The following is a 24470-nucleotide window of genomic DNA, read 5'->3' as shown; positions in this document are numbered from 1 at the left end:
CCCGTCCCCGCCGAGGTGTGTCCCTGTCACAGCGGTCCGAAGCGGTAGCCGAAGCCGCGCAGGGTCTGGACGTACCGGGGAGTGCCGCAGTCGTCCTCGATCTTGTTGCGCAGGCGGCGGACGCACGCGTCGACCAGGCGCGCATCGGCGTGGTAGCTGTGCTCCCAGACGTGCTCCAGCAGCTGCTGACGGCTGAAGACCCGGTCCGGGGCCGCGCAGAGGTGGAGCAGGAGCTTCAGCTCGGAGGGGGCCAGCGCCAGGCGCCGGCCGGCCTTGGTGACGGTGAGCCCGGCCCGGTCGACGGTGAGGTCGCCGTGGACCTCGACGGCCGGCCGGTCCGTGCCGGTGACCTCGATGCGGCGCAGCACGGCACGGATGCGCGCCTCGATCACGTCGGGGCGGGCGGGCTTGACGATGTAGTCGTCGGCGCCGGCCTCCAGGCCCACGATCATGTCGAAGTCGTCGCCGCGTGCGGTGAGCATGATGATGGGCAGCTGGCTGTCCTCGCGGACGCGCCGGCAGACCTGTACGCCGTTCATCCCGGGCAGCATCAGGTCCAGCAGCAGCAGATCGGGGCGGAAGGCGCTCAGCGCGGCGAGTCCTGCCTCGCCGGTGGCGGCCGACCGCACCTCGTGGCCGCGGCGGCGCAGACCGAGTTCGACGCCTTCCCGCACGGCGGGATCGTCCTCGATGAGCAGTACGCGGGGCATCAGCAGTCTCCTCGGTGGTGATTCGGCGCCGGGTCGATGGTGATTCAGCGCTGGTCGGTGATCCAGCGCCTGTGGGTGATTCAGCGCCGGGACGCTCGCCGGCGCAGGCCCGAGAGCAGCGCGTCGAGTTCGGTCAGCCGCAGCGGCCGGGCGAGCAGCACGAAGGTGAGCACGATGACGGCCGCTCCGGCCGCCGCAGAGGCCAGGACGCCCGCCGGTGCGGCCCCGGACGCCGCGAAGTGGCCGAGCGCGGCGGCGGGAACGGCGGCGAGCAGCAGCCGCGCGTGCGCCACGACGGCGGACGACCGCCACGGCCTGGCCGCGCCCAGCCGACGGCTCAGCACCCGGCCCGTCACGACCCAGCCCCCGTACAGCGCCAGTGAGTACGCCGCCGCCATCCCGGTCACCGCCCAGCGGGCCGGCAGCAGCTGGGCGGCGGCCACGGACAGGCCCGCGTTGAGGGCGACGATCACCAGGTTGAGCAGGAAGGGCGTACGGGTGTCGCCGAGCGCGTAGAAGGTGCGCGAGAGCACGTACTGACCGGACATGGCGAGGAGTCCCGGCGCGAACGCCATCAGGATCCCGGCCATCGCGGCCGTGTCGCTCGCGCTCGTCCTGCCGTGGCCGAAGACGAGCGCCATCACCGGGTGGGCGAGGGCGAACAGCACGCAGGCGGCCGGGACGATCGCGGCCGACGAGGAGCGCAGCGCGGACGAGACGTCCCGCCGCAGGGCCGCGGTGTCCGCGTCGGCCGCCGCCGCGCTCATCCGGGGCAGCAGCGCGGTCAGCAGGGAGACCGTGACGATGCCGTGCGGGACGACCCACAGGACGTAGGCGTTGTTGTACGCGCCGTAGCCCGGCCCCCCTTCGAGGCCCGCGGTGGTGGCCAGCCGGGTCGTGACCCAGTAGGCGGCCTGGTTGGCCAGGACGAGGAGCACCAGCCAGCCGGCCGCCCGCAGCGGGCGGGTCAGCCCGCTGCCCCGCCAGTCGAAGCGCGGCCGCCAGCGGAAGCGGGCCGCGCGCAGCGCCGGGACGAGCGCGAGCGCCTGGACGGCGATCCCGGCGGTGGTGCCCCAGCCGAGCAGCGCGGTCCGGGACGCGGTGAGCGTGTCCCCACCGCCCAGGGAGAGGGCCAGGAACAGGCCGAACACGCCGATGACGACGACGTTGTTCAGGACCGGGGCCCACATCATGGCGCCGAACCGGCCGCGCGCGTTGAGCACCTGCCCGAGCAGGGTGAAGAGGCCGAGGAAGAAGATCTGCGGCAGGCAGTAGCGGGCGAAGGCGATCGTCATCGACGCCTGCGGGCCGCTGTAGTCGGTGTAGACGCCGATGATCGCGGGCGCCGCCCACACCGCGGTCGCGGTGATCGCGAGCAGGGCGACGACGCAGAGCGTGATGAGCCGGTCGGTGTAGGCGGCGCCGCCGTCCTCGTGCTCCTTGGCGGCCCTGACCAGCTCGGGCACGAAGACGGCGTTCAGCGCGCCGCCGAGGAGCAGCATGTAGACGATGGTGGGCAGCGCGTTGCCGACCGCGTAGCCGTCGGCGACGGGCCCGATCGTGCCGATCGCCGCGGCGACCACGGCGGACCGCACGAAGCCGGTGGCCCGGGACACCAGGGAGCCCGCGGCCATGACGGCACTGCTGCGTGCCGCGGAGACGGCCTTGGGGGCGTCGCCGGGAACGGCTTCGGGGGCAGTGGTTCCGGGGGCAGTGGTTTCGGGGGGAACGGTTTCAGATGGACGCGTCTCTTTCGCCGACGGCCTCACCGGCGGTTCAGGTACGCCTGGAAGGCGCGGTAAAGCGTCTGGTTTGCGGTGCCGCCCAAGGGTCTCTCCCATTCCCCCAACGTCTCGACGACCCGACCACCGGTGCCGAGCTTCCACCGCAGCAGTCCGTACGCACGTTCGCCGGGGTCAAGGGTGGAGGGTACCCCCCGCATGTCGTACACGTCAGCGCCCCGGGCGTGAGCGTCCAGCAGCATGTGCCACTGGAGGGCGTTGGAGGGCCGTACCTCCCGGCGGTGGTCGGCGGAGGCACCGGTCTGGTACCAGGCCCTCCGGCCCACCGTGATCATGGTGTGGGCGGCGAGGACCTCGCCGCGGTGGCGGGCCAGATAGAGCTTCATCCGGCCGGGCTCCTCGGCGTTGAGCGCCGCGTACTGACGTGCGTAGTACGCGAGCGAGCGGCCGAGCCGGAAGCCGTCGCGCTCCTCGGTGATGCGCAGCAGCCGGTAGAACTCGGGCAGGTCGGCGGCGCTGCCCACCACGACCTCCACGCCCTCCTTCCTGGCCCGCCGGACATTGCGCCGCCACTCCTGGTTGAGCCCGGACCACAGGTCCTCGGTGCTGCGCCCGGCGAGCGGTACGTGGAAGACGTGGCGCGGCTGGGCGTCCCCGTCGCCCCCCGAACCGGCACCCCCCGAACCGTCTCCCCTCGGACCGTCGGAGCCGCAGCGCCGCCACCCGCGGGCGCGGAGCCGGTCGGCCACCGCGCTGCCCAGCGGGTCGACCTCGCTGGCGAGGACGTCGCCGAGGCGCCTGCCCTGTTGGCCGCCCTGTTGGCTTCCCGGGTGGCTGAGCGACTTCAGCAGGGCCGCGTCCCAGCGCCGGTAGGCAGGCGAGGGGCCGATGCGTACGGCGAAGGCGCCCGCGCCGCGCAGGTGTTCAAGCAGCGGACCGAGCCAGCCGTCGACGTCCGGGTCGGCCCAGTCGACGACGGGCCCTTCGGGCAGGTAGGCGAAGTACTTGCGGGTGCCGGGGAACTGCCGCAGCAGCACCAGCGCCACTCCCGTCAGCCGGCCGGCCTGCGGATCGGGCCCCCAGCCGAGCAGTTGGGTGCGCCAGCCCTCCTTGACGTCGCCCCAGGAAGGGCACTGCAGGAACGAGGCGCCGAGCGCCGCGCCGTCGCGCGAGGCGAGGAAGGCGAGGTAGGTCTCGGCGGAGACACAACTCAGCCTGAGGGACCGGGCGTTCTCCTCGTAGGGAGGTTGGGTCGGTACGAGCAGCGCTGACACGGTCGGGGCCTCTCCTTCTCCCCGGACTGTCGCGGGGTCGGACGAGATGCTCACAGCCGCCCATGACCGTCCCGCGCGACGAATGTGACCGGACCATGACCGTTCCTCACCAGTCGCCGTCACATGGCTCCGACGCCTCTGACCTGGGCTTCTCCGGTTCTACAGTCGCAGCACCGGCCGCCGGTTCCTTCCTTGCCGGTCCAGTCCTCTTCCCGCCACGGAGGTCCCGTTGCACCGCACACGCGTCCGCGCCCACCCCCCGATACGTACCGCCGTCGCCGTCGCCGCGGCCCTGCTCGCCCCGCTCGTGGCCGCCTGCTCGGCCGACCCCGCTCCGGCCACGGCGGACGCGGGCACGGCAGCCGCGGGCACGGCGGCGAAGAACGACGACCGCCCCGTCACCGTGAAGGTCACCCCCACGGGCCGAAAGGCCGCGGCCGGGGAGCCGGTGAAGGTCACCGCGACGGGCGGACGCCTCACCTCGGTGACCGTCACCGACGCCAAGGGCCGCGCACTCGCCGGGCAGGTCGCCGCCGACGGCCGCACCTGGACCTCCGGACGCAAGGCCGCACCCGGCACGGCGTACGCGGTCACGGCGGAGACCCGAACCCCCGGCGGCACCGCCGCCACGACCCGAACCTCCTTCACCACCGTCCCCGCCGCCGAGGTCAACAAGGTCGACTGGCGCCCGGGCACCGGCACCGCGGTCGGCGTGGCCCAGCCGGTCTCGCTCGTCTTCGACCGCCCCGTCAAGAACCGGGCCGAGGTCGAGAAGCACCTCAAGGTCACCACCTCGAACCCCACCGAGGGCTCCTGGGGCTGGATGCGCGACTGGTCGGGCAAGGACCGGGTGGACTGGCGCCCCAGGACCTACTGGAAGTCCGGTACGAAGGTCACGGTGAACGCCGACCTGAACGGCACCGATTCCGGCCCCGGCGGCTGGTTCGTGCGTGACTACACCACCACCTTCACCATCGGCGCGCAGCAGATCGTCAAGGTGGACCTGGACAGCCACCACCTCACGCTCCTGCGCGACGGCAAGCCCGTCCGCCGCATCCCGGTCTCCGGCGGCACGCCCGGCGGCGACCGGCGTTCCTGGCACGGGACCGCTGTCCTCATGGCCAAGGAGGGCACCATCAACATGAACTCCGAGACGGTCGGCCTCGGCAACGCCTACGACAAGATGGTCGACTACTCGATGCGGCTCACCTGGTCGGGCATGTACGCACACGCCGCCCCCTGGAACGCCCGCTACTTCGGCAACGCGAACCAGAGCTCGGGCTGCATAGGAATGAGCAGCGCCGACGCGGCGTGGTTCTACGGCCAGGTGCGGCCGGGCGACCCCTTCGAGATCACCGGCAAGGAAACCAAGGGCGTGGTCGCCCCGGCCAACGGCTTCGGGCAGTGGAACCTGTCGTGGGAGGACTGGCGCCGGCTCAGCGCGCTGAGCTGAGCTGAACCGAGCCCGCTCAGCCGGCGCCTCGCGCATCCGGGCGACGGGGCCCGGCCGCTCTCAGCCGGGGCTCTCTCCGCCGGCGCCCCCTCAGCGCGCCAGCAGCCCCGAGCTGACCCACAGCCTGCGTCCGGCGCCCCGCAGCACGCCGATGTCGTCGAGGAAGTCGGTCAGCCGCCGGGCGCCGTTCTGCATGACCTCCGTGCGGTGGCCGCTCGCCTTCACCTGGGCGATCGCCTCGCGCCGGTCCAGGCCCACGTTCTCGTACACCTTCGGGTTGATGAAGCAGGTGGAGAAGACCCGGGCCGCCTCCCCGCAGCTCAGCCGGGTGAACTCCTGCTCCCAGCGCGGTGCCGTCACCATCTGGCGGCGCAACTCCTCGCGCGCGTACCGGACATGGCGGGCCTCTTCGATGACGTGGATGCGGGTCACGCCCCGTACCAGCGTCTGGATGCGCTCGTCCGGGAAGGTCAGCCGCTGCATCCAGTCGAGGATCTCCTCGCCGAGGAGCGTGGCCGCGAAGGAGCCGGGGGTCGTCGAGACGGTCTTCAGGACGCGCGCGAGGTTGTGATAGACGCGCGGTACGGGGTAGTTGGGCGCGCCGCCCTTCTCGATCATCCTGGCGAACATCATCGAGTGCCGGCACTCGTCGGCGATCTCGGTGAGCGCGTACCGGACGTGGTTGCTGGTCACGGACTTGTCGTAGATGTGCCGGACCAGCAGCTGCATCAGGATGATCTCGAACCAGATGCCGAGCGAGGCGATGGCGGCGGCCTCGTGCCGCGCCAGGTCCATCCGCTGGTCCTCGGACATCTTCTGCCACAGCGGGGTGTCGTAGAGGGACACCAGCTCCGGCGGCCAGTACCACTTGCCCTCGTCGGCCGGGGCGTCCCAGTCGAGTTCCTTGTCCGGGTCGAAGGAGTGCTTCGCCGACGACTCCAGGAGGCGCTCGGCGACCTGCTCGCGGTCCTTGAGCATTCCGAGGGCATCACGGAGGGCGGTGAAGTCGGTCTCGGTCGGCGCTGCTGTCCTGCTCGGCGCGGTCGTCATCGTCGGAGCACCTCGTGATTGGGGTTACCGGGGGTCACTTCTTATGAGACTCCTTGTCAGTAAGGGCGTCAATCCCTTGTGCGGGACTTGTTGACGGGCCTGTGTCCGGCTTGTTGACCGTGCGTCTACCCGCGTGTGAGCCTGCCAACTGTCTGGCTGAACAAGGCTGTTGGGTATGTGAAGGGGTCGCGGATGTCGACGCACGAGCTCTACACGAAAAGTCCGTCCGAGCAGATCTGGCAGGTTCCGGCCACCGGTGCCGCCCGCTTCAGCTGGGAGGCCATGTTTGTCGGCCAAGAGGGGGGCTCAGGCCGCGAGCGTCTCCTCGCCCTCTACCAGAAGGGCAAGGACAAGCAGTGGGACGGCGCCACCCGCATCGACTGGTCCCACGAGGTCGATCCGCAGGATCCCCTCGGCACCCCCGACGAGTCCATGAGCCTCTACGGCACGCGCTACTGGGACCGCATGACGGAGCGGGACAAGGGCGATCTGCGGCGGCACTACACCGCCTGGCAGTTCAGCCAGTTCCTGCACGGCGAGCAGGGGGCGATGGTGTGCGCCGCCCGCATCGTCGAGTCCGTCCCCGACCTGGACGCGAAGTTCTACTCCGCGACCCAGACCATGGACGAGGCCCGGCACGCCGAGATCTACTCCCGCTTCCTGCACGAGAAGCTCGGCATGCTCTACCCCGTCAACGACAGCCTCCAGGGGCTGCTCGGCGACACCCTCCGGGACTCGCGCTGGGACATGCCGTACCTCGGCATGCAGGTGCTCATCGAGGGCCTCGCCCTGGCGGCCTTCGGGATGATCCGGGACACCACCAACAAGCCGCTCCCCAAGCAGATCCTCGCGTACGTCATGCAGGACGAGGCCCGTCATGTCGCCTTCGGGCGGATGGCGCTGCGCGACTACTACAAGCAGCTCTCCGACGCCGAGCTGAAGGAGCGCGAGGAGTTCGTCATCGAGGGCTGCTATCTGATGCGCGACCGCCTGCGCGGCGTCGAGGTCCTCGAAAACTTCGGCATCCCCCAGCAGGACGCGCACGAGCTCACCGAGCAGAGCGAGTTCCTGCACCTGTTCCGCAAGCTGCTCTTCAGCCGGATCGTTCCGTGCGTGAAGGACATCGGGCTGTGGGGCGAGCGCCTCCAGAAGGCGTACGTCGACATGGGCGTGTTCGAACTGGGGGATTCCAACCTGGACCTGCTGATGACGCAGGACGAGGAGATCGCCGAACAGCTCGACCGGGAGCGCTTCGCGGCGGAGGAGCAGGCGCGGGTGGACGAGGTCCGGGACGCGATCGCGGCGGGAGGAGCGGTGGACGCATCGGGGGATTCCCCTCGGTAAACCCCCCGATCTTGGGATTGTTCACTCTCTGTGTATGGGCAATGATCAGTGCGTAATCGATCCGCGGTGATGGGCGCCGAGCGGCGGTATTCGGCGCGCGGTCCCGCGGCATCTGAGGTGCAGGAGAGAGTGGGAGTCAGTGATGAGGCGTCGACTTACCTCGGCAGTCTGGGCGTTGGGGCTTGCGGTCGCGGTGTCGGGGATGACGGCCACGCCCGCGGCGGCGGCGGGCGACTTCGAGATCCACAGCGGTCTGCACGGCAAGTGCCTGGCCACCAACGGGGACAACGTGGAGGTGCAGACCTGCCGGGGCACGGGCAATCAGCTCTGGTTCTGGCAGGGCGGGACGCTGCGCAACCGCGCCGAGCTGCACTGCCTCGATGTGCGCAACGGGGAGCCCGACGCCCCGGCCCAGGCCGTGGGCGACTGTCACGGCCAGGCCAACCAGCGCTGGGACGTCGCCAACTCCCACCTCATCACCCAGGTCAACGGGCAGTGCCTCAGCATCCAGAACAACGGTGACCCGAGCGAGCACGCGGGCATCAACGTGCGCAACTGCGCGGAGGTGGCCTGGCAGCGCTGGGACGTGCCGCCGCCCCCGGCCTGACGGGTCACCGTCGGCCTGACGGCTCACCCTCGCCCGCATTTACCGGATCTACGGTACTTGCGCGGGTCGGCCCGCCCTGTGGTCGCTGCGGCGTTCCACGGGGCGGGCCCATCCGTCACCGGGCCGCGGCTTTGCCGACGAACTCCGTGATCAGGGCCGCGACCGCCTCCGGCTGTTCAAGGAGCAGCGCGTGCGTGGCGTCGATGCCCTCGACGGTGACGGTGTCCGGCCGGTCCGCGCGCAGTGCGGCGAGGTCGGTGGTCAGCCCCTTCCCGAACTCGCTCCAGAAGGCGTCGAGCCATTCCATGCCGGGCGGACTCGGCGGCTGTGCGCGTTCCCCGCGTACGAGCAGCAACGGGCACTCGACCTTGCGGAAGAGCGTGAAGAGGTCGAGCGCGTCCATCGCGTCGTACATCGCGAGCGCGGTGTCCCGCTCGGGCAGCAACTGCCACCGGCCGTCTGGGAGTTCGCGTGCGGCGGCGCGCGTGGTGCGCTCGGCCCGCTCGGACGGGATCCCGAACTGGCCCGCGTACACACCCTGTTGGGAGATGAACTCGGGCGGCATGACACTGCCCGCCGCCGCCCGGACGGTCTCGTCGAGCCGGGCGGAGGACTCGTAACGCTCCAACGTCCCCCGCCAGAACCCGTCCAGGTCGACGGCGGCCCGCACGGCGTGGGGGCGGGTGGCGGCGAGGTGCACGGCGACCATGCCGCCGAGCGAGTGCCCGACCGGGACCGCGTCGTGGGCGGCGAGTGTCGCGTCCAGCGCGCGTGCCGTCGCCTCGAAGGACCACCCGGAGCCGGCCGGTGCCGGTGAGCGGCCGTGTCCCGGCAGGTCGGCGGCGAGGACGCGGTGGTGGGGGAGGAGGTACGGGACGACGTCGTCCCAGTCGGCACGCGAGCGGCCCGCGCCGTGCAGGAGGAGGAGGGCGGGACCTTCGCCGCCGTGGTCGTGGACGTGGAGGTGAAGGGGTGTGCTGCTCATGACGTCAACGGTAGGTCGGGGAAAGGGCGTTCAAGATCGTTCGCAAGGACGACGGAATCCGCCCGCTCCCCGGCCCATAATGGATGTACGCCCTTTCCTGCTCCGGGCACGATGGTGTCCATGGCAGACACCGACCGCGTCCCGTCCGCGCCCGCCGCCAACCGCCGCGCCGCCCGGCGCAGTCTCGAAGCCCTCGCTCTCGGAGACGCCTTCGGGGAGCGCTGGTTCCCCCGCTTCCGCCTCCGCGAAGGCCTCGTCCCCGACCACGCTTACGCGGACGTACGCGCCCGCCGTGTCCCTGCGGGACCGCTCTGGCCCTGGACCGACGACACCGCGATGGCCCTCGCCCTGCACCGGGTCCTCACCGAACACGGCCGCGTCGACCAGGACCGCCTCGCCGCCCGCTTCGCGCTCGCCTTCGACGCCGACCAGGGCCGCGGCTACGGCCACGGCATGCATGTGCTCCTCCCCGAACTCCTCGCCCGCCCCGCCGACTGGCGCACCCTCGCCCCCGCCCTCTTCGAAGGCGGCGGCAGCCTCGGCAACGGTGCGGCGATGCGGGTGGCGCCGCTCGGCGCCTGGTTCTCGTACGATCTCGAACTGGCCGCAGAACAGGCCGAGTTGGCGGCAGCGGTCACGCACTCCCACCCCCAGGGCGTCGCGGGAGCCGTCGCGGTGGCGGTCGCGGCAGCGCTCTCGGTACGGGGCGAACTCTCACTCCCGGTGGTCGCGGACCGCACCCCGTCGGGAGCGGTGAGGGACGGCCTGCTGACGGCCGCCGAGCTCCCCTTCACCACCCCGCCCCGGAACGCCGCCGACCTCCTCGGCAGCGGCCGCCGCATCCGCGCCGACGACACGGTCCCCTTCGCGGTGTGGACGGCGGCCCGCCACCCGGCCGACCTGGAGGACGCCCTCTGGGCCACGGCGGAGGGCTTCGGCGACGTCGACACGACGTGCGCGATCACGGGCGGGATCGTGGGAGCGAGGGTCGGCGTGGACGGGATGCCGGGGGAGTGGCTGGAGAGGAGGGAGGGGCTGGGGTGAGAGGGGGTGCGTCAATACCCAGGGGGTGCTCAATCGTACGAGGGGCGGATCGGCAATCACTCTGGGTAGGCTTTCTGCGTCAGACAGACTCCGCCCCATGGGAGCAATCATGAGCGCCGCACGCGAGTACGGGCTGGACGAGAGTTACGAGTGGGCCCGTCCGCCTGTCGGCGGGTGGACGGCTGACGATCTGGACCGGCTTCCGAATCTTCCTCCGCACACGGAGCTGATCGACGGGAGCCTCGTCTTCATGAGTCCGCAGACCTACTTCCACATGGTTACTCTGCGCGTGCTGGAGTACGCCCTGTGGAGCCAGGTTCCGGAGGAGTGGCGCGTCGTACGCGAAATGACCACCAAGCTCGCCAAGCGCGACCGGCCTGAGCCCGATCTCATGCTGGTGCGGGAAGAGGGTTTCACCGGGCCGTCGCAGACCTGGTACGCCCCGGAACACCTCCTGCTGGCCGTCGAGATCGTCTCCGAGGAATCCACCGACCGCGACCGCGAGACCAAGCCCCGCAAATATGCGCAGGCCGGCATCCCCCACTTCTGGCGCGTCGAGGAGAACCACGGTCTCCCCGTCGTCTACGTCTACGAACTCGACCCGGCCACCCACGCCTACGGAGCAGCCGGAATCTTCCACGACCGGCTCAAGCTGTCCGTCCCGTTCCCCGTCGACATCGATCTGACGGCCGTCGACCGGCGCCGCTGACCTCCGGGGCGCCGCCACTCCGTCGCCCCGCTTCACCCGTGCGAACTCGCAAGAGGCAGTGGCCACGGCGGTACGGCGGCCGCCGCCCGTGCCAGCAGTGCCTCCCCTCCGAAGTCCGAGACGAGTTGCAGCCCCACCGGGCATCCGTCCGGTGTGAAACCCGCCGGAATGCTCACCGCCGGATGTCCGCTCACGTTGAACGCCCACGTCAGCGCCGTCGAGAAGCGGCCGCCGGGACCCTCGTGCCCGTGCGGCGGGTAGGGGGTGGTCGGTGTGGCCAACAGCCGTGTGCGGGAGAAGAGTTGGTCGAGTCGGGCCGTGTTCTCCGCCGCCACCGCCCCCGGCCGTGCGCCGCCCCGGATCGCGAACCACTCCTCCTTCGGGTCCAGCAGGGCGAAGCCCTCCGGGGGGTCCTCCAGCGTCAGGATGCGTTCCGCCGCGTGCCGTGCCACCGCCACCACCTCCGGGTCCAGGTCGGGGCCCGCCGCGAAGCCCAGGTCGGCGGACCACACCGCGCTCGTCGGCAGGTCCGCCGGTTCCGACAGGGATGCGTACCCGTCCACCACGCAGCCCAGATACGTCTCCAGCTCCGCCGCCGACCGGCCGAGCACCCCCGCCGTCGCCAGCGCCGTACGGTCCGGCGACGGGAGCAGGCCCCGGGTCGTCCGCAGGCCGAACACCCCGCACCAGGCCGCCGGGATCCGTATCGACCCCGCCCCGTCGCTCCCGGTGGCCAGCGGCACCATCCCGGCGGCGACGGCCACCGCCGAGCCCGCGGACGACCCGCCGGGAGTGCGGTCGGCGCGGTACGGATTGAGGGTGCGGCCGCGTGCGCCCAGGCCCCAGGTCTGCCAGTACGTTCCGGGACCGGGCACCGACGTGGACCCGACCGGGACCGCGCCCGCCGCGATCAGCCGCCGCGCGGCGTAGGAACGTATCCCCGAGGGTCCTTTGACCGCGAACGGCACGCCGTGTAGCGGGAGTTCACGGTCGCCGGGCACCGGAGCCGCGCCCTCCCACACCTCCAGGAACGCGCACAGCCGCGGATCGAGCTCCGCGATCCGGGTCAGCGCCTGCCGCACATCCAGCTGCCGCACATCCACCTGGAACCTCCCTCACCCCGGAACTTCCCTCACCCGGCGACTTCCTCACCCGGAAGCCGCCTGTGGATCAGTCTCTCAACACCGCTTCCATCACCGACCTCGCGATCGGCGCCGCGAGCCCGCCGCCCGTGATGTCCCCCCGGCGCGCCTGCGAGTCCTCCACCACCACCGCGACCGCCACCCCCGCCTGCCCGGCGTCCGGCTTCTGCGCCCAGGAGATGAACCAGGCGTACGGGATGCCGGAGTTGCCCACCCCGTGCTGCGCCGTGCCCGTCTTGCCGCCGACCGTCACTCCGGGGATCGCCGCGTTGCCGCCGGTGCCGTTCTCGACGACGTCGACCATCATCTTCTGGAGCTGCATCGCCGTCGCCGGATTCATCGCCTGCTGGTAGGAGCGGGTGGCCGTCTGCGAGACGACGCTGCCCGTCCCCGTCGCCGTACTCTCCACCAGGTGGGGCCTGTTGAGATCGCCGCCGTTCGCCACCGCCGATGCGACCATCGCCATCTGGAGCGGCGTCGCCCTCGTGTCGAACTGGCCGATCGACGACAGTGCCAGCTGGTCGTCGCTCATGCTCCTGTCGAAGTTGCTCGCCGACACCGGTGACGGGATCCGGATCCCCTTGTCGTTGAAGCCGAAGCGCCCCGCCGTGTCCAGCATCCCGGCCAGCCCGACCTTCACCCCGAGACCTGCCATCACCGTGTTGCAGGACACCCGGATCGCCTCCGCCAGCGACGCGTCCTCGCAGCCGCTCGCCTCGTTGGGGAGCGTGGTGCTGGTGCCCGGCAGGACGTACGGGTCGGGAGTGTCCGTAGGTGCGTCGATGTCCGTCACCGCCCCCGCGTCCAGCGCCGCCGCGGCCGTCACGATCTTGAAGGTGGAGCCGGGCGGGTACGTCTGCCGGATCGCCCGGTTCAGCATCGGCTGGGAGGTCGCGGAATTGAGCCCCGACCAGGTGTCGGCGACCGCCGACCCCGTCCCCGACAGCAGCCCCGGATCGTACGAAGGGCTGCTGACCAGCGCGAGGATCCGCCCGGTCGCCGGCTCGATCGCCGCGACCGCGCCGCGCCGCCCGCCGAGACCCCGGTACGCCGCCTGCTGGGCCGCCGCCCGGATCGTGGTGGCCACCTGCCCGCCGGGCTGCTGCTTGCGGGTGATCTCCCCCCAGAAGGGGAACGGGGCGAGCATCGGATCGGTGCCGGAGAGGACGTCGTCCTCGGCGGCCTCGACGAAGGCGGTGCCGTACGTCTGCGAGGCGTAGCCGGTGACCGGGGCGTACAACGGGCCCTGGGTGTACGTGCGTTCCCAGCGGAGCTGCTCGCCGGTGTCCTTGGAACCGGTGACCGGCTTCCCGTCGACGAGGATGTTCCCGCGCGCCTGGTCGTAACGGGCGATGTTCTTGCGGCGGTTGGCCGGGTTGTCGTCGAGGGAGTCGGCCTGGAAGACCTGGACGCGGGCGGCGTTCAGCAGGAGGGCGACCAGCAGGAGCAGACAGCAGGCGGCGGCCCGGCGGATGTAGCGGATCACGGCTTCTTCTCCTCCAGCGTCCCGTTCTCCAGCGTCCCGTTCTCCAGCGTCCCGTTCTCCGGCGTCCTCTTCTCCGGCGTCCCTTTCTCCAAGGTGCCCTTCTCCAGCGCCCCCTTCTCCAGTTTCTTCAGCGTCCCTTCCTTCAGCTTCCCTTCCTCCAGCCTTTCTCGTACGTCTTCGAGTTCGGCCGGATCGTCGGCCGTCACCGCCGCGATCTGACCGGTTTCGGCGGCCGACGGCTGGGGGCTGCGGGCCGAGTCGCTGACCCGGATCAGCAGCGCCACGATGATCCAGTTGGTGACGACGGACGAGCCGCCCTGCGCCAGGAACGGCATCGCCATGCCGGTCAGCGGGATCAGCCCCATCACACCGCCCGCGATCACGAACACCTGGAGCGCGACGATCGACGCGAGGCCGATGGCGAGCAGCCGGCCGAACGGGTCGCGCAGCGACAGACCCGCCCGGTAGCCGCGGGCGACCAGCAGCGCGTACAGCAGGAAGAGCGCGGTGAGCCCGGTCAGGCCGAGCTCCTCGCCCGCCGTCGCCAGGATGAAGTCGGACTTCGCGGCGAACCCGATGAGGATGGAATGGCCGAGGCCGAGCCCGGTCCCGAGCATGCCGCCCGCCGCGAACGCGAAGAGGGACTGGGCGAGTTGGCCGGGACCCTGGCCCGCCTCGATGGAGGCGAAGGGATTCAGCCAGTCGGCGACCCGGCTGTGCACATGCGGTTCGATCGAGCCGACGGCGTACGCCCCGACCGCGGCCAGCAGCAGTCCCACCGCGATCCAGCCGGTCCGCCCGGTCGCCACGTACAGCATGATCACGAAGAGGCCGAAGAAGAGCAGGGACGTACCCAGGTCCCGCTCCAGGACCAGGACGCCGACGCTCAGCAGCCAGATCGTGACGATCGGGCCCAGCACCCGGCCGGTCGGGAGCTGGAGACGCTTGAAGAAGAGGGTACGGCCGGTGTACGCGAGGGCGTTGCGGTTGGCGGCCAGGTACGCGGCGAAGAAGACGGCGAGCAGGATCTTCGCGAACTCGCCCGGCTGGAAGGAGAGTCCGCCGATCCGGATCCAGATCTTGGCCCCGTTGATCGCCGGGAAGAAGATCGGGACGGCCATCAGGACGAGCGCGGCGGCGCACGAGAGGTACGCGTACCGCGCCAGGACCCGGTGGTCGCGGAGGAGTACGACCACGGCGATGAAGAGGCCGACGCCGAGCGTGGACCAGGTCAGCTGGGTGAACGCGGCCTGGTCCTGCGGGGTTTCGAGGTCCAGCCGGTAGATCAGGACCAGGCCGATGCCGTTGAGGAGCACGGCGATCGGGAGGAGGAGCGGATCGGCGTACGGTGCGCGGAAGCGGACCGCGAAGTGGGCGAGGAGTGCGAGGACGCCGAGGCCCGCGCCGTAGCTCAGGGCGTCGGGCGGTGCGCCGCCGGTCTTGCCGAGGCCGGCGGCGCAGTAGCCGAGCACGGCGATGAGGACGGCGCCGACGAGGAGCGAGAGCTCTACGCCGCGACGCTTGGGGAGCCGGAGATCGGGTGGGGGCGCGTCCCTGAGCCTGCCCGTCTTCGTGTCCGTCATGACCGGCAACGTAGCAAGCGATTGTGCTGAATGTCGGCATATGTCACCAGGGGGCAGGAACGTCACGCCTGGTTCGGCAGCGCCCCTTAGGGGCGCGGGGCTGTATTCGGTTATGCGGCTCCGCCGCGTGGGCGCGACCAGCCACGACGGCGCCGCGGATGAGCAACGGCACCTCGCGGCACATCCAGCGGAGCGCTCAGCACCAGCGGGGGCTGTGCCCGTCCCTCGGCACGATGTACTGGGCGGATCCCCAGGCCCACGTGCCGTCCGTGAGCAGGTACCAGTGGTTGTTGCCCTCGACGTGATCGCCTGTGGTCTTGCAGAAGATGTGGACCGTGGCGCCGTAGGGCTCGACACGGATGATGCGGCTGCTGCGGGTGGGCTTGTCGCGGAGCTTCAGGCCGCCCCTCGCCGTGACGCGGCCTTCGGTGTGCCGGGGGTGCTCGGCGACCGGCTGCTGCTCGGCGGCGGGCTGCTGTTCGGCGACCGGCTGCTGGTCGGTGGCGGGTCGCTGCTCGGCCAGGGCGGGGGTGCTTGCGAGGGCCGCGGTCAGCGCACCCGCGGCGACGTACAGGGCCAGCTTCTTGGGGGTGGGCATGTTGCCTCCTAGGGAGGAGTGGCCGCGCCCCGTTGCGGGATGCGGCCCTCAACTCGCTTGCTTCACCCTAAAATCGACACTTAATGATCGCAAAGTGTCACTTTGTGTTGCCTTGTGGGGAGTTGCCGGGCTCGGGGGATTCCGGCAGTACGAGCGTGGCGACCGCCCCGCCGTCCGGTGCGTTGGTGAACGTCAACCGGGCCCCGATCACCTCCGCCTGGCCCGCCGCGATGGTCAGACCGAGACCGTGCCCGCCCTTGCCCGCGCCCGCCTCGGTGCGGAACCGCTGCGGCCCGTGCTCCACCAGGTAGGCGGGAAAACCGGAGCCGTGGTCACGCACCGTGATGACCGGTCCTTCGACCGTCAGCACCACCGGGGCCCGGCCGTGCTTGTGCGCGTTGGCGACGAGATTGCCCAGCACCCGTTCGAGACGGCGCCGGTCGGTCTCCACGCCGACGCTCCTGACGACCCGTACCTCGGTGGGAGCGCCCGCCCCGCGCCCGGCGCGCTCGGCCAGCGGGCCCAGCTGGTGGATGTCCAGCTCGACCTGCTCGCTGCCCGAGTCCAGCCGGGAGATCTCCAGGAGGTCCTCGGTCAGCCGCCGCATCGCGTCCACCCGCTCCTGCACCATCTCGGACGGCCGGCCAGGCGGCAGCAGCCCGGCGGCTGCGGTCAGCCCGGCCAGCGGGGTGCGAAGCTCGTGGGCGACGTCGGCGGTGAACCGCTGCTCGCTGAGCAGCTTGCCCTGGAGGGTGGAGGCCATGGTGTCGAGGGCGCCGGAGACGGTGGACACCTCGTCCTGATGGCGGCCGGGGTCCCGGTTGCGGGGGTCGTTCACCCGGGCGTCGAGGTCGCCCGCGTCGATCCGGCGGGCGACCCGGGCGGTCTGGTGCAGGCGGCGGGTGACGCGGGTGACGGCGAAGGCGCCGACCAGCAGGGTGGCGCCGATGGCGAGGGCGGAGGAGTAGAGGATGGCCCGGTCCAGGCCGGTGATGGTCTCCACGCTCGGGCCGTAGTCCATCGCGACGCCCAGGGCGCGGCCGTCGGCGGCGCGGGCGGCCCACATCCGGGGGTGGCCGTCCAGGTCGTTCTCCACGACGGTGCCCTGCTGGCCGTCGCGGGCGAGGGTCACCAGGGAGCCGGGCAGTCCGGGGAGGTCGAGCCCGGCGCCGGGCGGCAGCGGGTCGCCCGCCTCGTACGCCTGGACGGCCCGGTCCAGCTTGTCCAGGGCCTTCTCACGGGCCTGCTCGACCGTCTGGTGGGTCACCGACACGTGCACCAGGGCGCCGAGGACGAAGGCGAGGGCGCAGCACATCACGGTGAGGAAGGCGAGCGCCTTCCAGGTGAGCGAGGCGGTCCAGGCAGGAAACGGCAGACGGACGCGCTTCATGGGGCGCGCCGGATGGGGGAGGGGAGGGGGGCGGGGGCTGGGGCGGGGGCCCGGTCGGGGGGTGCGGCTTCGTGGGTGCCGGTGTGGGTGCCGGTGCCGGTGCCGGTGTGGGGGTGGATGCCGGTGCCTGCGTGCGTGCTGGCGTACGTGTGCGTGTGCGTGCTCGTGCTGGCGGCCGTGTACGTGTACGCGCTCGTTCGCGCGTCAGCGTCCGCGTCCGTGTACGTGAACGCGCTCGGGTCCGCGTCTGCGTATGCGCCCGCGCCTGTGTCCGTGTCGCGGCCCGTGCCTGTGCCACGCCCCGTACCCGTACCCGTACCTGTGCCGGGTCCCGTGCCCGCGCCCGTACCTGTGCCGGTACCGGGTCCCGTGCCCGCGCCGTCGCCGGGGCCTGTACCCGCGCCCGTGCCGGGCCCCGTGCCCGTACCGGTACCGGGTCCTGTGCCCGGTCCCGTGCCCGAAGGCTTCGGGTGCGGGCCCCGGGGTGTGTGCACGATCTGGTCCTGCGTGGCCAGCATCGCGTGCTGGCGCGCGTCCCAGGTCCAGGCGGTCCGGTACTCGTAGCCCGTGATCCCGGACGGCACCCGCAGCACCAGGTCCCGGCCCGCGAACGCCACGCTGATCACCGCGTCCGACGTGCCCATGATCCGGGTCAGCCCGCCCTTCTCGGCGAGGTAGGCGCGGATCGCCAGCTGGCCCTCCGGCATTCTGATGCCGAGGATCAGCTCGTCCCGGCCGTCGCCCGTCAGATCGCGGTAGTACGGCGGCAGCACCGGGCACTGCTTGGGCCGCTCGCCGCAGGTGGCGAGCTTGGCCACCGTCTCCGCGTAGAGCCCGCTGGGTCCGCTGTACGTGTCGGGGTGCGCGGCCACCTCGGCCCGTACCACCGCGACCGGATCCACCTTGCGCACATTGCCGTCCCGCACCCTGATGCCCTTGGCGGTCTCCGTCTCGGCCATCCCGAAGTCCTCGGCCGGAGCCTTCGCGGGCGGCAGCGTCGGCCACAGCCGCACCGGCCCGACGGCCGCGTGCGCGGGCCCCGCGCTCTTCAGCTCGCCCGCCTTGCCGCAGCCCGAAACCGCGCCGGACAGCACGGACACCGCGGCCACCAGTGCGGCGGCGCCGGCCGTCCGGGCCGGCAGCGTACGCATCCGGCCGGGGGGCAGCACCGGTCCTCGGACCGGTGCTACGCGCCCATCGGGCCGAGCGTGTCCGTCGGGCCGATCGCTTCCATCGGGCCGATCGAGTCGATCGGGTCGGCGGAGGAACAAGAACTCCCCTCCCTGCCGGCCCCTACTTCACGAGGTCGGCGAAGAAGATGATGTTGTCAGAACGGTGGCCGTCCCGGATCGGGCCCCCGCAAGTGATGAGGCGCAGCTCCGGACGCTCGGTCTTCCCATAGACCTTATTCGTAGGGAAGTCCTTTTTGTCCACCTGCTGAACTTCCCGGATCCTGAACTTGGCGGTGCTGCCGTCCGCCCTGCTCACCTCGATCGCGTCGCCGACCTTCATCTTGGCGACGTTGCGCAGCAGGGCCGGACCCTTGGCCGTGTCGTAGTGCGCGACCAGGATCGAGGCGCCCTTCTCGCCGGGGGTGACCGCGCCGGTGTACCAGCCGGGCTTCTCGGCGTCGGCGACCGACGGGACCTCCAGCTCCTGGTTCTTGTCCAGGCCGAGGTCGAGCATGCTGTGGGTCCGCACGCCCGCCGAGGGGATGACCAGCCCGGTCGGCCTGGACGCCTTGAGGGGGTCCGGTGCGCCGGTCCTGTCCTGGGGCCGCCCCTGGTCCGCGGGCTGCACCGCGGCGTTCTTGACGTTCACGTCCGGCGCCAGGGCGGTGGAGGAGCCGCCTCCGCAGGCGACGAGTCCGCCGCCGACGGCGAGGGTGAGAACGGACGCGGCCACGAGCCTGGCCGTGCGGGGCTGCTGCTTGCTGGGCTTGGTCGTCGTACTCATGCGATGAAGCCTAAATGTCCGCTATTGCGGAGGTTCATCGGTCGTGTAACAGCCGCCCGACGGCAAGCGCGACCACGGGAATCGCCCCAGGAGGCATCACGGGAATCGCCACGGATCAGAACCCCTGCCGATACGGATTCTGCTGCTGCGGTATCCCACCGGGCCCCTGCCCCTGACCCGGTCCTTGCCCCTGCCCCTGGCCGTACGCCGGGTTCCCGCCCTGCGACTGGAGCCGCTCCGCCTCCGCCCGCTCCACCCGCCGCTCGGCCCCGCAGAACGTGCACTGCGTGACGTACTTCGACGAGACAGGGAACAGCGGGACGAAGAACAGGGTGAACTTCGTGATCCGCTTGCGCAGCGTGTGCGCCGCCGGATTGCCGCACTGCCCGCACAGCAGCATCAGCATCGCCAGCTGGTACACATACCCCTTGGTGCCGAAAATGATCATGGCGCGCCCCCGAATCCCCGGGTACGGGCCCCACGCCCGCCCCGCGACCGGTACAGCCCCGGCCGTACTGGTGCAACGTCCGGCGCCCCCGACGGGTTCCCGGCACTTCCCCCGACCCGGTCGCCGCCGGCCGCCGGACCCCCGTCCCGCGGTCGACTCCCGATCAACTCCCACCCGTATGTGCCCAGTTGTTGCCCCGGAGGCCCCTCGCCTGTTCCCATGGCAGGGGGTGATGGACGATGAAGCCACTGCGAGTCACACCGTCCTTTGGCCACGGCGGCACGCGACTGTACGTGAGTCTCGCCACCGGCCGGAACATCGCCTGGTACGACCGGGACACCGGCCGCGTCAGCCTGCTGGCGGAAGGGCGCCGCGAGGAGGTCCTGACCGCCCTCGCCCCGTACGTCACCGGCCCCCTCACCGTCGGACCGCCGCCCGTCCCCACCCCCGCCGAACTGGTGCGCCTCGCCCTCCACCCGGACGACGACCTGGCCCCCAACCGTCCGGGCGAGCACCTGCACACCGCCCTGGACGAAGCCCCGCCCGCCCGCCGCTTCCGCTCCGACCCGCGCCGCGAGACGCTCGCCGCGCTCCAGCACATCGGCGAGGAGCTGGACGCCCTGGAGCGCGTCGGCTGGCGGGTCCTGCACTGCGTACCGCTGCCGGGCCAGGCCCATCTCGACCACCTCCTGGTCGGCCCCGCCGGCATCCTCACCGTGCACACCGTCGCCGCCCGCGGCCGCCGCTTCCGCCTCGACGTCCCCGCCGCCGCCCCCTGCCTGCGCCGCGCCGCCCACGACGCCGAACGGGCCGCGCTCGCCCTCGCCGCGGCCGTACGCCCGGTGCTCGCCGTCGTCGGGGCGACCCGCGTCGAAGGCGGCCCGCCCCCGGGCGACGTACGGCTCCTGCGCGAGGGCGAGACGGGCTCGACGCTGGCCCGCCTCGGCGGCGTACTCAAACCGGCCGACATCGAGTCCCTGTACGCCTCCGCCCGCGACCGCCACACCTGGCTACGGGCGTAACGGCGAGCCGCCCGCCCGCTCCGCCGACCCCCTCGGGGCCCCGCCCTACACCCCCGGCAGCGCCCGCGCCCGGTTCGGGTTGAGCAGCGGCCCCAGCAGGTCCCCGTACCGCTCCAGCCGCGCGCCGATGTCCGCCGCCCGGAAGACCAGCGAACCGGCATCGGCCCTCCCCGCCTCGATCTCCTCCCAGGTCACCGGTGTCGAGACGGTCGGCTCGCTCCTCGCCCGGAGGGTGTACGGCGCGGCCGTGGTCTTCGAGGCCGAGTTCTGACTGAAGTCCACGAACACCCGCCCCTTCCGCAGCGCCCGCGTCATCCGGTGCACCACCAGCTCCGGAAGCTCCGCCTCCGCCTCCTTCGCGAGCGCCTTCGCATAGGCGCTGACCTGCTCCGAAGGCGTCGGCTCCACCGGCACCAGGACATGCAGCCCCTTGGACCCCGACGTCTTCACCCACGCCCCGAGCCCGTCCGCCGCCAGCCGCTCCCGCAGCCACAGCGCCACCTCGCAGCACTCCGCCACCGTCGCGGGCTCCCCGGGGTCCAGGTCGAGGACCATCCGGTCGGCCACCCCGGGACTCTCCGCCCGCCACTGCGGAACGTGGAACTCCACCACCAGGTTGGCCGCCCAGACCAACGTCGACAGATCCGCCACGACCACCTGCCGCGCCGTCACCCCCTCGGACCGCGGCACCGCCACCGTCTTCACCCAGGAGGGCTTCCCCGGCGGCGGATTCTTCGCGAAGAACTTCTCGCCCGCCACCCCGTCCGGAAAGCGCAGGAAGGACATCGGCCGGTCGTGCACGTGCGGCAGCAGGGCCCCGGCCGTCGTGGCGACGTAGTGCAGCACCTCGCCCTTGGTCGTCCCAGTGGCCGGGTAGAGCACCTTCTCCAGATTGCTGAGGGCCAGCCGTCGACCCTCCACCTCCGTCATGGGCGACATAGCATAAGAATCCCACCGAAAGGGATCACGGGCATGAGATCAATCTGGAACGGCGCCATCTCCTTCGGACTGGTCAGCATCCCGATCAAGCTCTTCAACGCGACCGAGAGCCACGCCGTCTCGTTCCGTCAGATCCACACCGCCGACGGCGGCCGGATCCGCTACCGCAAGGTGTGCGAGCTGGACGAGCAGGAGGTCCAGTCCGCCGAGATCGGCAAGGGGTACGAGGACGCCGACGGCTCGATCATCCCCATCACGGACGACGACCTGGCGGCGCTCCCGCTGCCCACCGCACGCACCATCGAGATCGTCGCGTTCGTCCCGGTCGCCTCCATCGACCCCCTCCAGATGGACCAGGCGTACTACCTCTCCGCCAACGGCGTCCCGGCCGCCAAGCCGTACACCCTGCTGCGCGAAGCGCTCTCCCGCAGCCGCAAGGTCGCCATCGCGAAATTCGCCCTGCGCGGTCGTGAACGCCTCGGCATGCTCCGGGTGGTCGACGACGTGATCGCCATGCACGGCCTGCTCTGGCCGGACGAGATCCGCCGACCCGAAGGCATCGCCCCGGAGGGCAAGGTCACGGTCCGCGACGCCGAACTCGACCTGGCGGACGCCCTGATGGACACTCTCGGCGAGGTCGACCTCGACACCCTCCACGACGACTACCGCGAGGCCGTCGAGGAGCTGATCGCCGCCAAGTCCGAGAGCGGCGGGGCCGTTTCACCTGCGGCGACGGCGAACACCGGCGGCGACGCCCAGGTCATCGACCTGATGGCAGCGCTGGAGAACAGCGTCCGGGCCGCCAAGAGCTCCCGCGGCGAGTCCGCCGACTCCGGCAAGGCCCCCGCCGAGGTCACCGAACTCGGGTCCCGGAAGAAGGCGGCACCCGCCAAGAAGACGGCCGCAGCGGCGAAGACGGCCACCGCCACGAAGGCGAAGAAGACGGCCACCGGCAAGAAGACGGCGGCCGCCACGAAGAAGGTCCCGGCCAAGAAGGCGCCCGCCAGGAAGCGGACCTCCGCCTGACCGATGTGCACCCGCGGGGACGTGACGTTCGTAACATTGACTCATCTCACACTGCGGGCAAGGATCTTTTTGTTTGCATGGAAATGCGATGGGGCATGGATTGGCCGGAGATATTCCGAATCAATGTTAATTGACCGCTATTGGCGATACGTACACCCGCGCGCCCGAGGTGCGCTCCGCTGTGCTGCTGAACGGCGAGTGGCGGGTGCGGGGGGATCAGGATAGTTCCGGATGGAAAATCTTCTGGCCATTAGCGATTTGCATGTCCGCTATGCCGACAACCGGAAAATGGTCGAACGCCTGCGTCCCGGCACGGACGGCGACTGGCTCCTGCTGGCAGGCGACATCGGCGACGACTTCGCGGACGTCGAATGGGCACTGCGCCGGCTCAGCGACCGCTTCGCGAAGGTGGTGTGGGTTCCCGGGAACCACGAACTGTGGACCCGCCCCGGCGACCCTGTCTCCCTGAAGGGCGAAGCGCGCTACCGGCATCTCGTGGACATGTGCCGGGACTTGGGGGTCGTGACGCCCGAGGACCCGTACCCGGTCTGGCACGGCGCCGACGGTCCGGTCGTGATCGCCCCCCTGTTCCTGCTGTACGACTACACCTTCCGGCAGCCGGGGGTCGCCGCGAAGGACGAGGCGCTGGAGCTGGCCGTCGAGGCCGGCGTCATCTGCACGGACGAATACCTGCTGCACCCCGACCCCTATCCGAGCCGCGAGGCCTGGTGCCGGGCCAGGCTGGTGGAGACCGAGGCCCGCCTCGCCGCCATTCCGGAGCATTTGCCCACGGTTCTCATCAATCACTTTCCGCTGATACGTGAACCCACTCGGGTATTGCGCTATCCGGAATTCGCTCTGTGGTGCGGCACCGAGGCCACCGAGGACTGGCCCCGGCGATTCCGGGCCGCCGCCGTGGTCTACGGGCATCTGCACATTCCGCGACTGATCCGCCAGGACGGAGTTCCGCATTACGAGGTGTCCCTGGGATATCCGCGTGAATGGGGAGCCCGTGCCGCCGTGCCGGGTCAGCCCGTACACATACTTTCCGGCGCACCGGACGTCAGCAGGACGACGACGTGATGCGCGGCCTGCCGCCCGCCGAAGCGCCGCACCCCGAGCGAGTACCAGCAAGGAGGCCATCCACCATGGCACTTGACCACGGCAGCCCCTGGCTGCGCCGATACGTCCACCCGACCCCGCCCGGACTCCGGATGCTCTGCCTGCCCCACGCGGGCGGCTCCGCCACCTTCTTCCACCGCTGGGGGCACGCCTTCGGCGAAGGCGTCGAGGTGATGTCCGCCCGCTACCCGGGGCGCCAGGAGCGCATCCTCGAAGAGCCGTTGACCGAGATGGGGCAGCTGGCCGACGCCCTCACCGAGGAGCTGCTCCCCTTCCTCGACACCCCGCTGGTGATCTTCGGCCACAGCATGGGGGCCTCTCTCGGCTACGAGATCGCGCTCCGCCTCCAGGACCGGGGGAACACCCCGCCGGCGCTGCTCATGGTCTCCGGCCGCAAGGCGCCGCACCTGCTCACCCCCCGCACCATCGACCTGAACGACGACGACGCGCTGATCGCCGAGGTGCTCCAGCTCGGCGGCACGGACAGTGCGCTGCTCGAAGACCCCGGCCTGCGCGAGCTCGTCCTCCCGGCGATCCGCGCCGACTTCGGGGTCGTCGCCCGCTATCCGGCCCGGCCGGGCGTCACACTGCACTGCCCGGTCGCCGCCTACGTCGGCGACAGCGACCCGGCGGTCGACGTCGAGTCCGTACGGGCCTGGGAACAGATCGCCCCCAAGGGCTTCGACATGCGGGTGATGCCGGGCGGGCACTTCTACCTGGCCGAGCGGGAGGCCGAGCTCATCAGCGACATCGGGCACCGGCTGGACGCCCTGCAGCGGGTCCGACAGCCGTAGTGCGACCGGCCGTGGGAGGCAGACCGGCCGGGGGAGGTCGACCGGC

General features: G+C 71.3%; 23 protein-coding genes. 9 read left to right on the top strand and 14 right to left on the bottom strand.

The genetic code is table 11. The features are described 5' to 3' along the window. Positions 1-26 precede the first annotated feature (26 nt). The 3 genes from ACH4SP_RS36050 to ACH4SP_RS36040 all read right to left on the bottom strand — a co-directional run bounded on the left by ACH4SP_RS36050 (position 27) and on the right by ACH4SP_RS36040 (position 3726). Positions 27-710 (bottom strand): response regulator, encoded by a 684-nt coding sequence (locus ACH4SP_RS36050; protein ID WP_398421509.1) that lies wholly within the window; start codon positions 708-710, stop codon positions 27-29. An 80-nt stretch (positions 711-790) separates the two neighbouring features. Beyond that, a complete protein-coding gene (murJ, locus tag ACH4SP_RS36045) occupies positions 791-2344 on the bottom strand; it encodes a murein biosynthesis integral membrane protein MurJ (RefSeq protein WP_398421507.1) in 1554 nt (517 codons plus the stop codon). Between the two features lie 131 nt (positions 2345-2475). Next, positions 2476-3726, bottom strand: coding sequence for a lipid II:glycine glycyltransferase FemX (locus tag ACH4SP_RS36040; protein WP_398421505.1), 1251 nt, complete (start codon positions 3724-3726; stop codon positions 2476-2478). A 229-nt stretch (positions 3727-3955) separates the two neighbouring features. Between ACH4SP_RS36040 and ACH4SP_RS36035 the strand changes: the two genes are divergently transcribed. Further along, positions 3956-5179: an Ig-like domain-containing protein gene (locus ACH4SP_RS36035; protein ID WP_398421503.1), complete on the top strand. Its 1224-nt coding sequence runs from the start codon at positions 3956-3958 to the stop codon at positions 5177-5179. A gap of 90 nt (positions 5180-5269) precedes the next feature. On the opposite strand, the gene ACH4SP_RS36030 is transcribed toward ACH4SP_RS36035, so the two are convergent. Then, complete coding sequence (locus ACH4SP_RS36030) at positions 5270-6229, bottom strand: diiron oxygenase (protein WP_398421501.1); 960 nt, start codon at positions 6227-6229, stop codon at positions 5270-5272. Between the two features lie 192 nt (positions 6230-6421). On the opposite strand from ACH4SP_RS36030, the gene ACH4SP_RS36025 reads away from it, so the two are divergent. Together ACH4SP_RS36025 and ACH4SP_RS36020 are read left to right on the top strand one after the other, a co-directional pair. After that, the gene (locus ACH4SP_RS36025) at positions 6422-7573 is read left to right on the top strand and encodes a ferritin-like domain-containing protein (protein ID WP_398421499.1); all 1152 of its coding nucleotides are present in this window, start codon (positions 6422-6424) and stop codon (positions 7571-7573) included. A 142-nt stretch (positions 7574-7715) separates the two neighbouring features. Beyond that, positions 7716-8180: an RICIN domain-containing protein gene (locus tag ACH4SP_RS36020; RefSeq protein ID WP_398421497.1), complete on the top strand. Its 465-nt coding sequence runs from the start codon at positions 7716-7718 to the stop codon at positions 8178-8180. A 115-nt stretch (positions 8181-8295) separates the two neighbouring features. Here ACH4SP_RS36020 and ACH4SP_RS36015 read toward each other — a convergent pair whose 3' ends face one another. Beyond that, positions 8296-9165 carry an alpha/beta fold hydrolase gene (locus tag ACH4SP_RS36015; RefSeq protein ID WP_398421495.1) on the bottom strand — a complete coding sequence of 290 codons (870 nt, stop codon included), beginning with the start codon at positions 9163-9165 and terminating at the stop codon, positions 8296-8298. A gap of 120 nt (positions 9166-9285) precedes the next feature. Here ACH4SP_RS36015 and ACH4SP_RS36010 point away from each other — a divergent pair, with 120 nt between their 5' ends. Both ACH4SP_RS36010 and ACH4SP_RS36005 read left to right on the top strand, forming a co-directional pair. After that, on the top strand, positions 9286-10209 hold the full coding sequence (locus ACH4SP_RS36010; RefSeq protein WP_398421493.1) for an ADP-ribosylglycohydrolase family protein: 924 nt from the start codon (positions 9286-9288) through the stop codon (positions 10207-10209). Between the two features lie 109 nt (positions 10210-10318). After that, the gene (locus ACH4SP_RS36005; protein WP_398421491.1) at positions 10319-10918 is read left to right on the top strand and encodes a Uma2 family endonuclease; all 600 of its coding nucleotides are present in this window, start codon (positions 10319-10321) and stop codon (positions 10916-10918) included. Positions 10919-10950: 32 nt separating this feature from the next. Here ACH4SP_RS36005 and ACH4SP_RS36000 read toward each other — a convergent pair whose 3' ends face one another. The 8 genes from ACH4SP_RS36000 to ACH4SP_RS35965 all read right to left on the bottom strand — a co-directional run bounded on the left by ACH4SP_RS36000 (position 10951) and on the right by ACH4SP_RS35965 (position 19521). Further along, positions 10951-12021: an amidase family protein gene (locus ACH4SP_RS36000; RefSeq protein ID WP_398421489.1), complete on the bottom strand. Its 1071-nt coding sequence runs from the start codon at positions 12019-12021 to the stop codon at positions 10951-10953. Between the two features lie 67 nt (positions 12022-12088). Further along, positions 12089-13546 carry a penicillin-binding transpeptidase domain-containing protein gene (locus ACH4SP_RS35995; protein WP_398421487.1) on the bottom strand — a complete coding sequence of 486 codons (1458 nt, stop codon included), beginning with the start codon at positions 13544-13546 and terminating at the stop codon, positions 12089-12091. Continuing rightward, entirely contained in the window at positions 13543-15129 is a 1587-nt protein-coding gene (locus ACH4SP_RS35990; RefSeq protein WP_398421485.1) for an FtsW/RodA/SpoVE family cell cycle protein, read from the bottom strand. Before ACH4SP_RS35990 ends, ACH4SP_RS35995 begins: the two co-directional genes overlap by 4 nt. Before the next feature lie 196 nt (positions 15130-15325). Continuing rightward, positions 15326-15727: an SH3 domain-containing protein gene (locus ACH4SP_RS35985; RefSeq protein ID WP_398421483.1), complete on the bottom strand. Its 402-nt coding sequence runs from the start codon at positions 15725-15727 to the stop codon at positions 15326-15328. 97 nt (positions 15728-15824) lie between these two features. Further along, the gene (locus ACH4SP_RS35980) at positions 15825-17117 is read right to left on the bottom strand and encodes an ATP-binding protein (RefSeq protein ID WP_398421482.1); all 1293 of its coding nucleotides are present in this window, start codon (positions 17115-17117) and stop codon (positions 15825-15827) included. Continuing rightward, the gene (locus tag ACH4SP_RS35975) at positions 17114-18268 is read right to left on the bottom strand and encodes a hypothetical protein (protein ID WP_398421480.1); all 1155 of its coding nucleotides are present in this window, start codon (positions 18266-18268) and stop codon (positions 17114-17116) included. The genes ACH4SP_RS35980 and ACH4SP_RS35975 overlap by 4 nt, the downstream gene beginning before the upstream one ends. 142 nt (positions 18269-18410) lie before the next feature. Then, positions 18411-19073: a class F sortase gene (locus ACH4SP_RS35970; RefSeq protein WP_398421478.1), complete on the bottom strand. Its 663-nt coding sequence runs from the start codon at positions 19071-19073 to the stop codon at positions 18411-18413. Positions 19074-19188: 115 nt separating this feature from the next. After that, positions 19189-19521 (bottom strand): zinc-ribbon domain-containing protein, encoded by a 333-nt coding sequence (locus ACH4SP_RS35965; RefSeq protein WP_398421476.1) that lies wholly within the window; start codon positions 19519-19521, stop codon positions 19189-19191. Between the two features lie 239 nt (positions 19522-19760). Here ACH4SP_RS35965 and ACH4SP_RS35960 point away from each other — a divergent pair, with 239 nt between their 5' ends. Next, positions 19761-20543, top strand: a complete 783-nt coding sequence (locus tag ACH4SP_RS35960) for a nuclease-related domain-containing protein (protein WP_398421474.1) — start codon at positions 19761-19763, stop codon at positions 20541-20543. A 45-nt stretch (positions 20544-20588) separates the two neighbouring features. Here the strand turns inward: ACH4SP_RS35960 and ligD are convergent, their stop codons facing one another. Then, positions 20589-21482 (bottom strand): non-homologous end-joining DNA ligase, encoded by an 894-nt coding sequence (gene ligD, locus ACH4SP_RS35955; protein WP_398421472.1) that lies wholly within the window; start codon positions 21480-21482, stop codon positions 20589-20591. 33 nt (positions 21483-21515) lie between these two features. Between ligD and ACH4SP_RS35950 the strand changes: the two genes are divergently transcribed. From ACH4SP_RS35950 to ACH4SP_RS35940, 3 genes are all read left to right on the top strand, one after another. Beyond that, positions 21516-22508: a Ku protein gene (locus ACH4SP_RS35950; protein ID WP_398421470.1), complete on the top strand. Its 993-nt coding sequence runs from the start codon at positions 21516-21518 to the stop codon at positions 22506-22508. 231 nt (positions 22509-22739) lie between these two features. Next, positions 22740-23591 (top strand): metallophosphoesterase family protein, encoded by an 852-nt coding sequence (locus ACH4SP_RS35945; protein ID WP_398421468.1) that lies wholly within the window; start codon positions 22740-22742, stop codon positions 23589-23591. 65 nt (positions 23592-23656) lie between these two features. Beyond that, positions 23657-24424 carry a thioesterase II family protein gene (locus ACH4SP_RS35940; protein ID WP_398421467.1) on the top strand — a complete coding sequence of 256 codons (768 nt, stop codon included), beginning with the start codon at positions 23657-23659 and terminating at the stop codon, positions 24422-24424. The last annotated feature ends 46 nt before the right edge of the window (positions 24425-24470 follow it).

Source organism: Streptomyces sp. NPDC021093, assembly GCF_044333135.1.
Taxonomy (GTDB): Bacteria; Actinomycetota; Actinomycetes; order Streptomycetales; family Streptomycetaceae; genus Streptomyces.
This window is presented reverse-complemented; position numbering and strand designations above follow the sequence as displayed.

Excerpts from the sequence above, each read along its gene's own strand:
- ACH4SP_RS35960 (WP_398421474.1), top strand. The coding sequence starts at position 19,761 with ATGAAGCCACTGCGAGTCACACCGTCCTTTGGCCACGGCGGCACGCGA.
- murJ (WP_398421507.1), bottom strand. The coding sequence starts at position 2,344 with ATGGCCGCGGGCTCCCTGGTGTCCCGGGCCACCGGCTTCGTGCGGTCC.
- ACH4SP_RS35950 (WP_398421470.1), top strand. The coding sequence starts at position 21,516 with ATGAGATCAATCTGGAACGGCGCCATCTCCTTCGGACTGGTCAGCATC.
- ACH4SP_RS36050 (WP_398421509.1), bottom strand. The coding sequence starts at position 710 with ATGCCCCGCGTACTGCTCATCGAGGACGATCCCGCCGTGCGGGAAGGC.
- ACH4SP_RS35965 (WP_398421476.1), bottom strand. The coding sequence starts at position 19,521 with ATGATCATTTTCGGCACCAAGGGGTATGTGTACCAGCTGGCGATGCTG.
- ACH4SP_RS36030 (WP_398421501.1), bottom strand. The coding sequence starts at position 6,229 with ATGACGACCGCGCCGAGCAGGACAGCAGCGCCGACCGAGACCGACTTC.
- ACH4SP_RS36015 (WP_398421495.1), bottom strand. The coding sequence starts at position 9,165 with ATGAGCAGCACACCCCTTCACCTCCACGTCCACGACCACGGCGGCGAA.
- ACH4SP_RS35945 (WP_398421468.1), top strand. The coding sequence starts at position 22,740 with ATGGAAAATCTTCTGGCCATTAGCGATTTGCATGTCCGCTATGCCGAC.
- ACH4SP_RS35985 (WP_398421483.1), bottom strand. The coding sequence starts at position 15,727 with ATGCCCACCCCCAAGAAGCTGGCCCTGTACGTCGCCGCGGGTGCGCTG.
- ACH4SP_RS35980 (WP_398421482.1), bottom strand. The coding sequence starts at position 17,117 with ATGAAGCGCGTCCGTCTGCCGTTTCCTGCCTGGACCGCCTCGCTCACC.
- ligD (WP_398421472.1), bottom strand. The coding sequence starts at position 21,482 with ATGTCGCCCATGACGGAGGTGGAGGGTCGACGGCTGGCCCTCAGCAAT.
- ACH4SP_RS36020 (WP_398421497.1), top strand. The coding sequence starts at position 7,716 with ATGAGGCGTCGACTTACCTCGGCAGTCTGGGCGTTGGGGCTTGCGGTC.
- ACH4SP_RS35940 (WP_398421467.1), top strand. The coding sequence starts at position 23,657 with ATGGCACTTGACCACGGCAGCCCCTGGCTGCGCCGATACGTCCACCCG.
- ACH4SP_RS36010 (WP_398421493.1), top strand. The coding sequence starts at position 9,286 with ATGGCAGACACCGACCGCGTCCCGTCCGCGCCCGCCGCCAACCGCCGC.
- ACH4SP_RS36005 (WP_398421491.1), top strand. The coding sequence starts at position 10,319 with ATGAGCGCCGCACGCGAGTACGGGCTGGACGAGAGTTACGAGTGGGCC.
- ACH4SP_RS35975 (WP_398421480.1), bottom strand. The coding sequence starts at position 18,268 with ATGCGTACGCTGCCGGCCCGGACGGCCGGCGCCGCCGCACTGGTGGCC.
- ACH4SP_RS35990 (WP_398421485.1), bottom strand. The coding sequence starts at position 15,129 with ATGACGGACACGAAGACGGGCAGGCTCAGGGACGCGCCCCCACCCGAT.
- ACH4SP_RS35970 (WP_398421478.1), bottom strand. The coding sequence starts at position 19,073 with ATGAGTACGACGACCAAGCCCAGCAAGCAGCAGCCCCGCACGGCCAGG.
- ACH4SP_RS36025 (WP_398421499.1), top strand. The coding sequence starts at position 6,422 with ATGTCGACGCACGAGCTCTACACGAAAAGTCCGTCCGAGCAGATCTGG.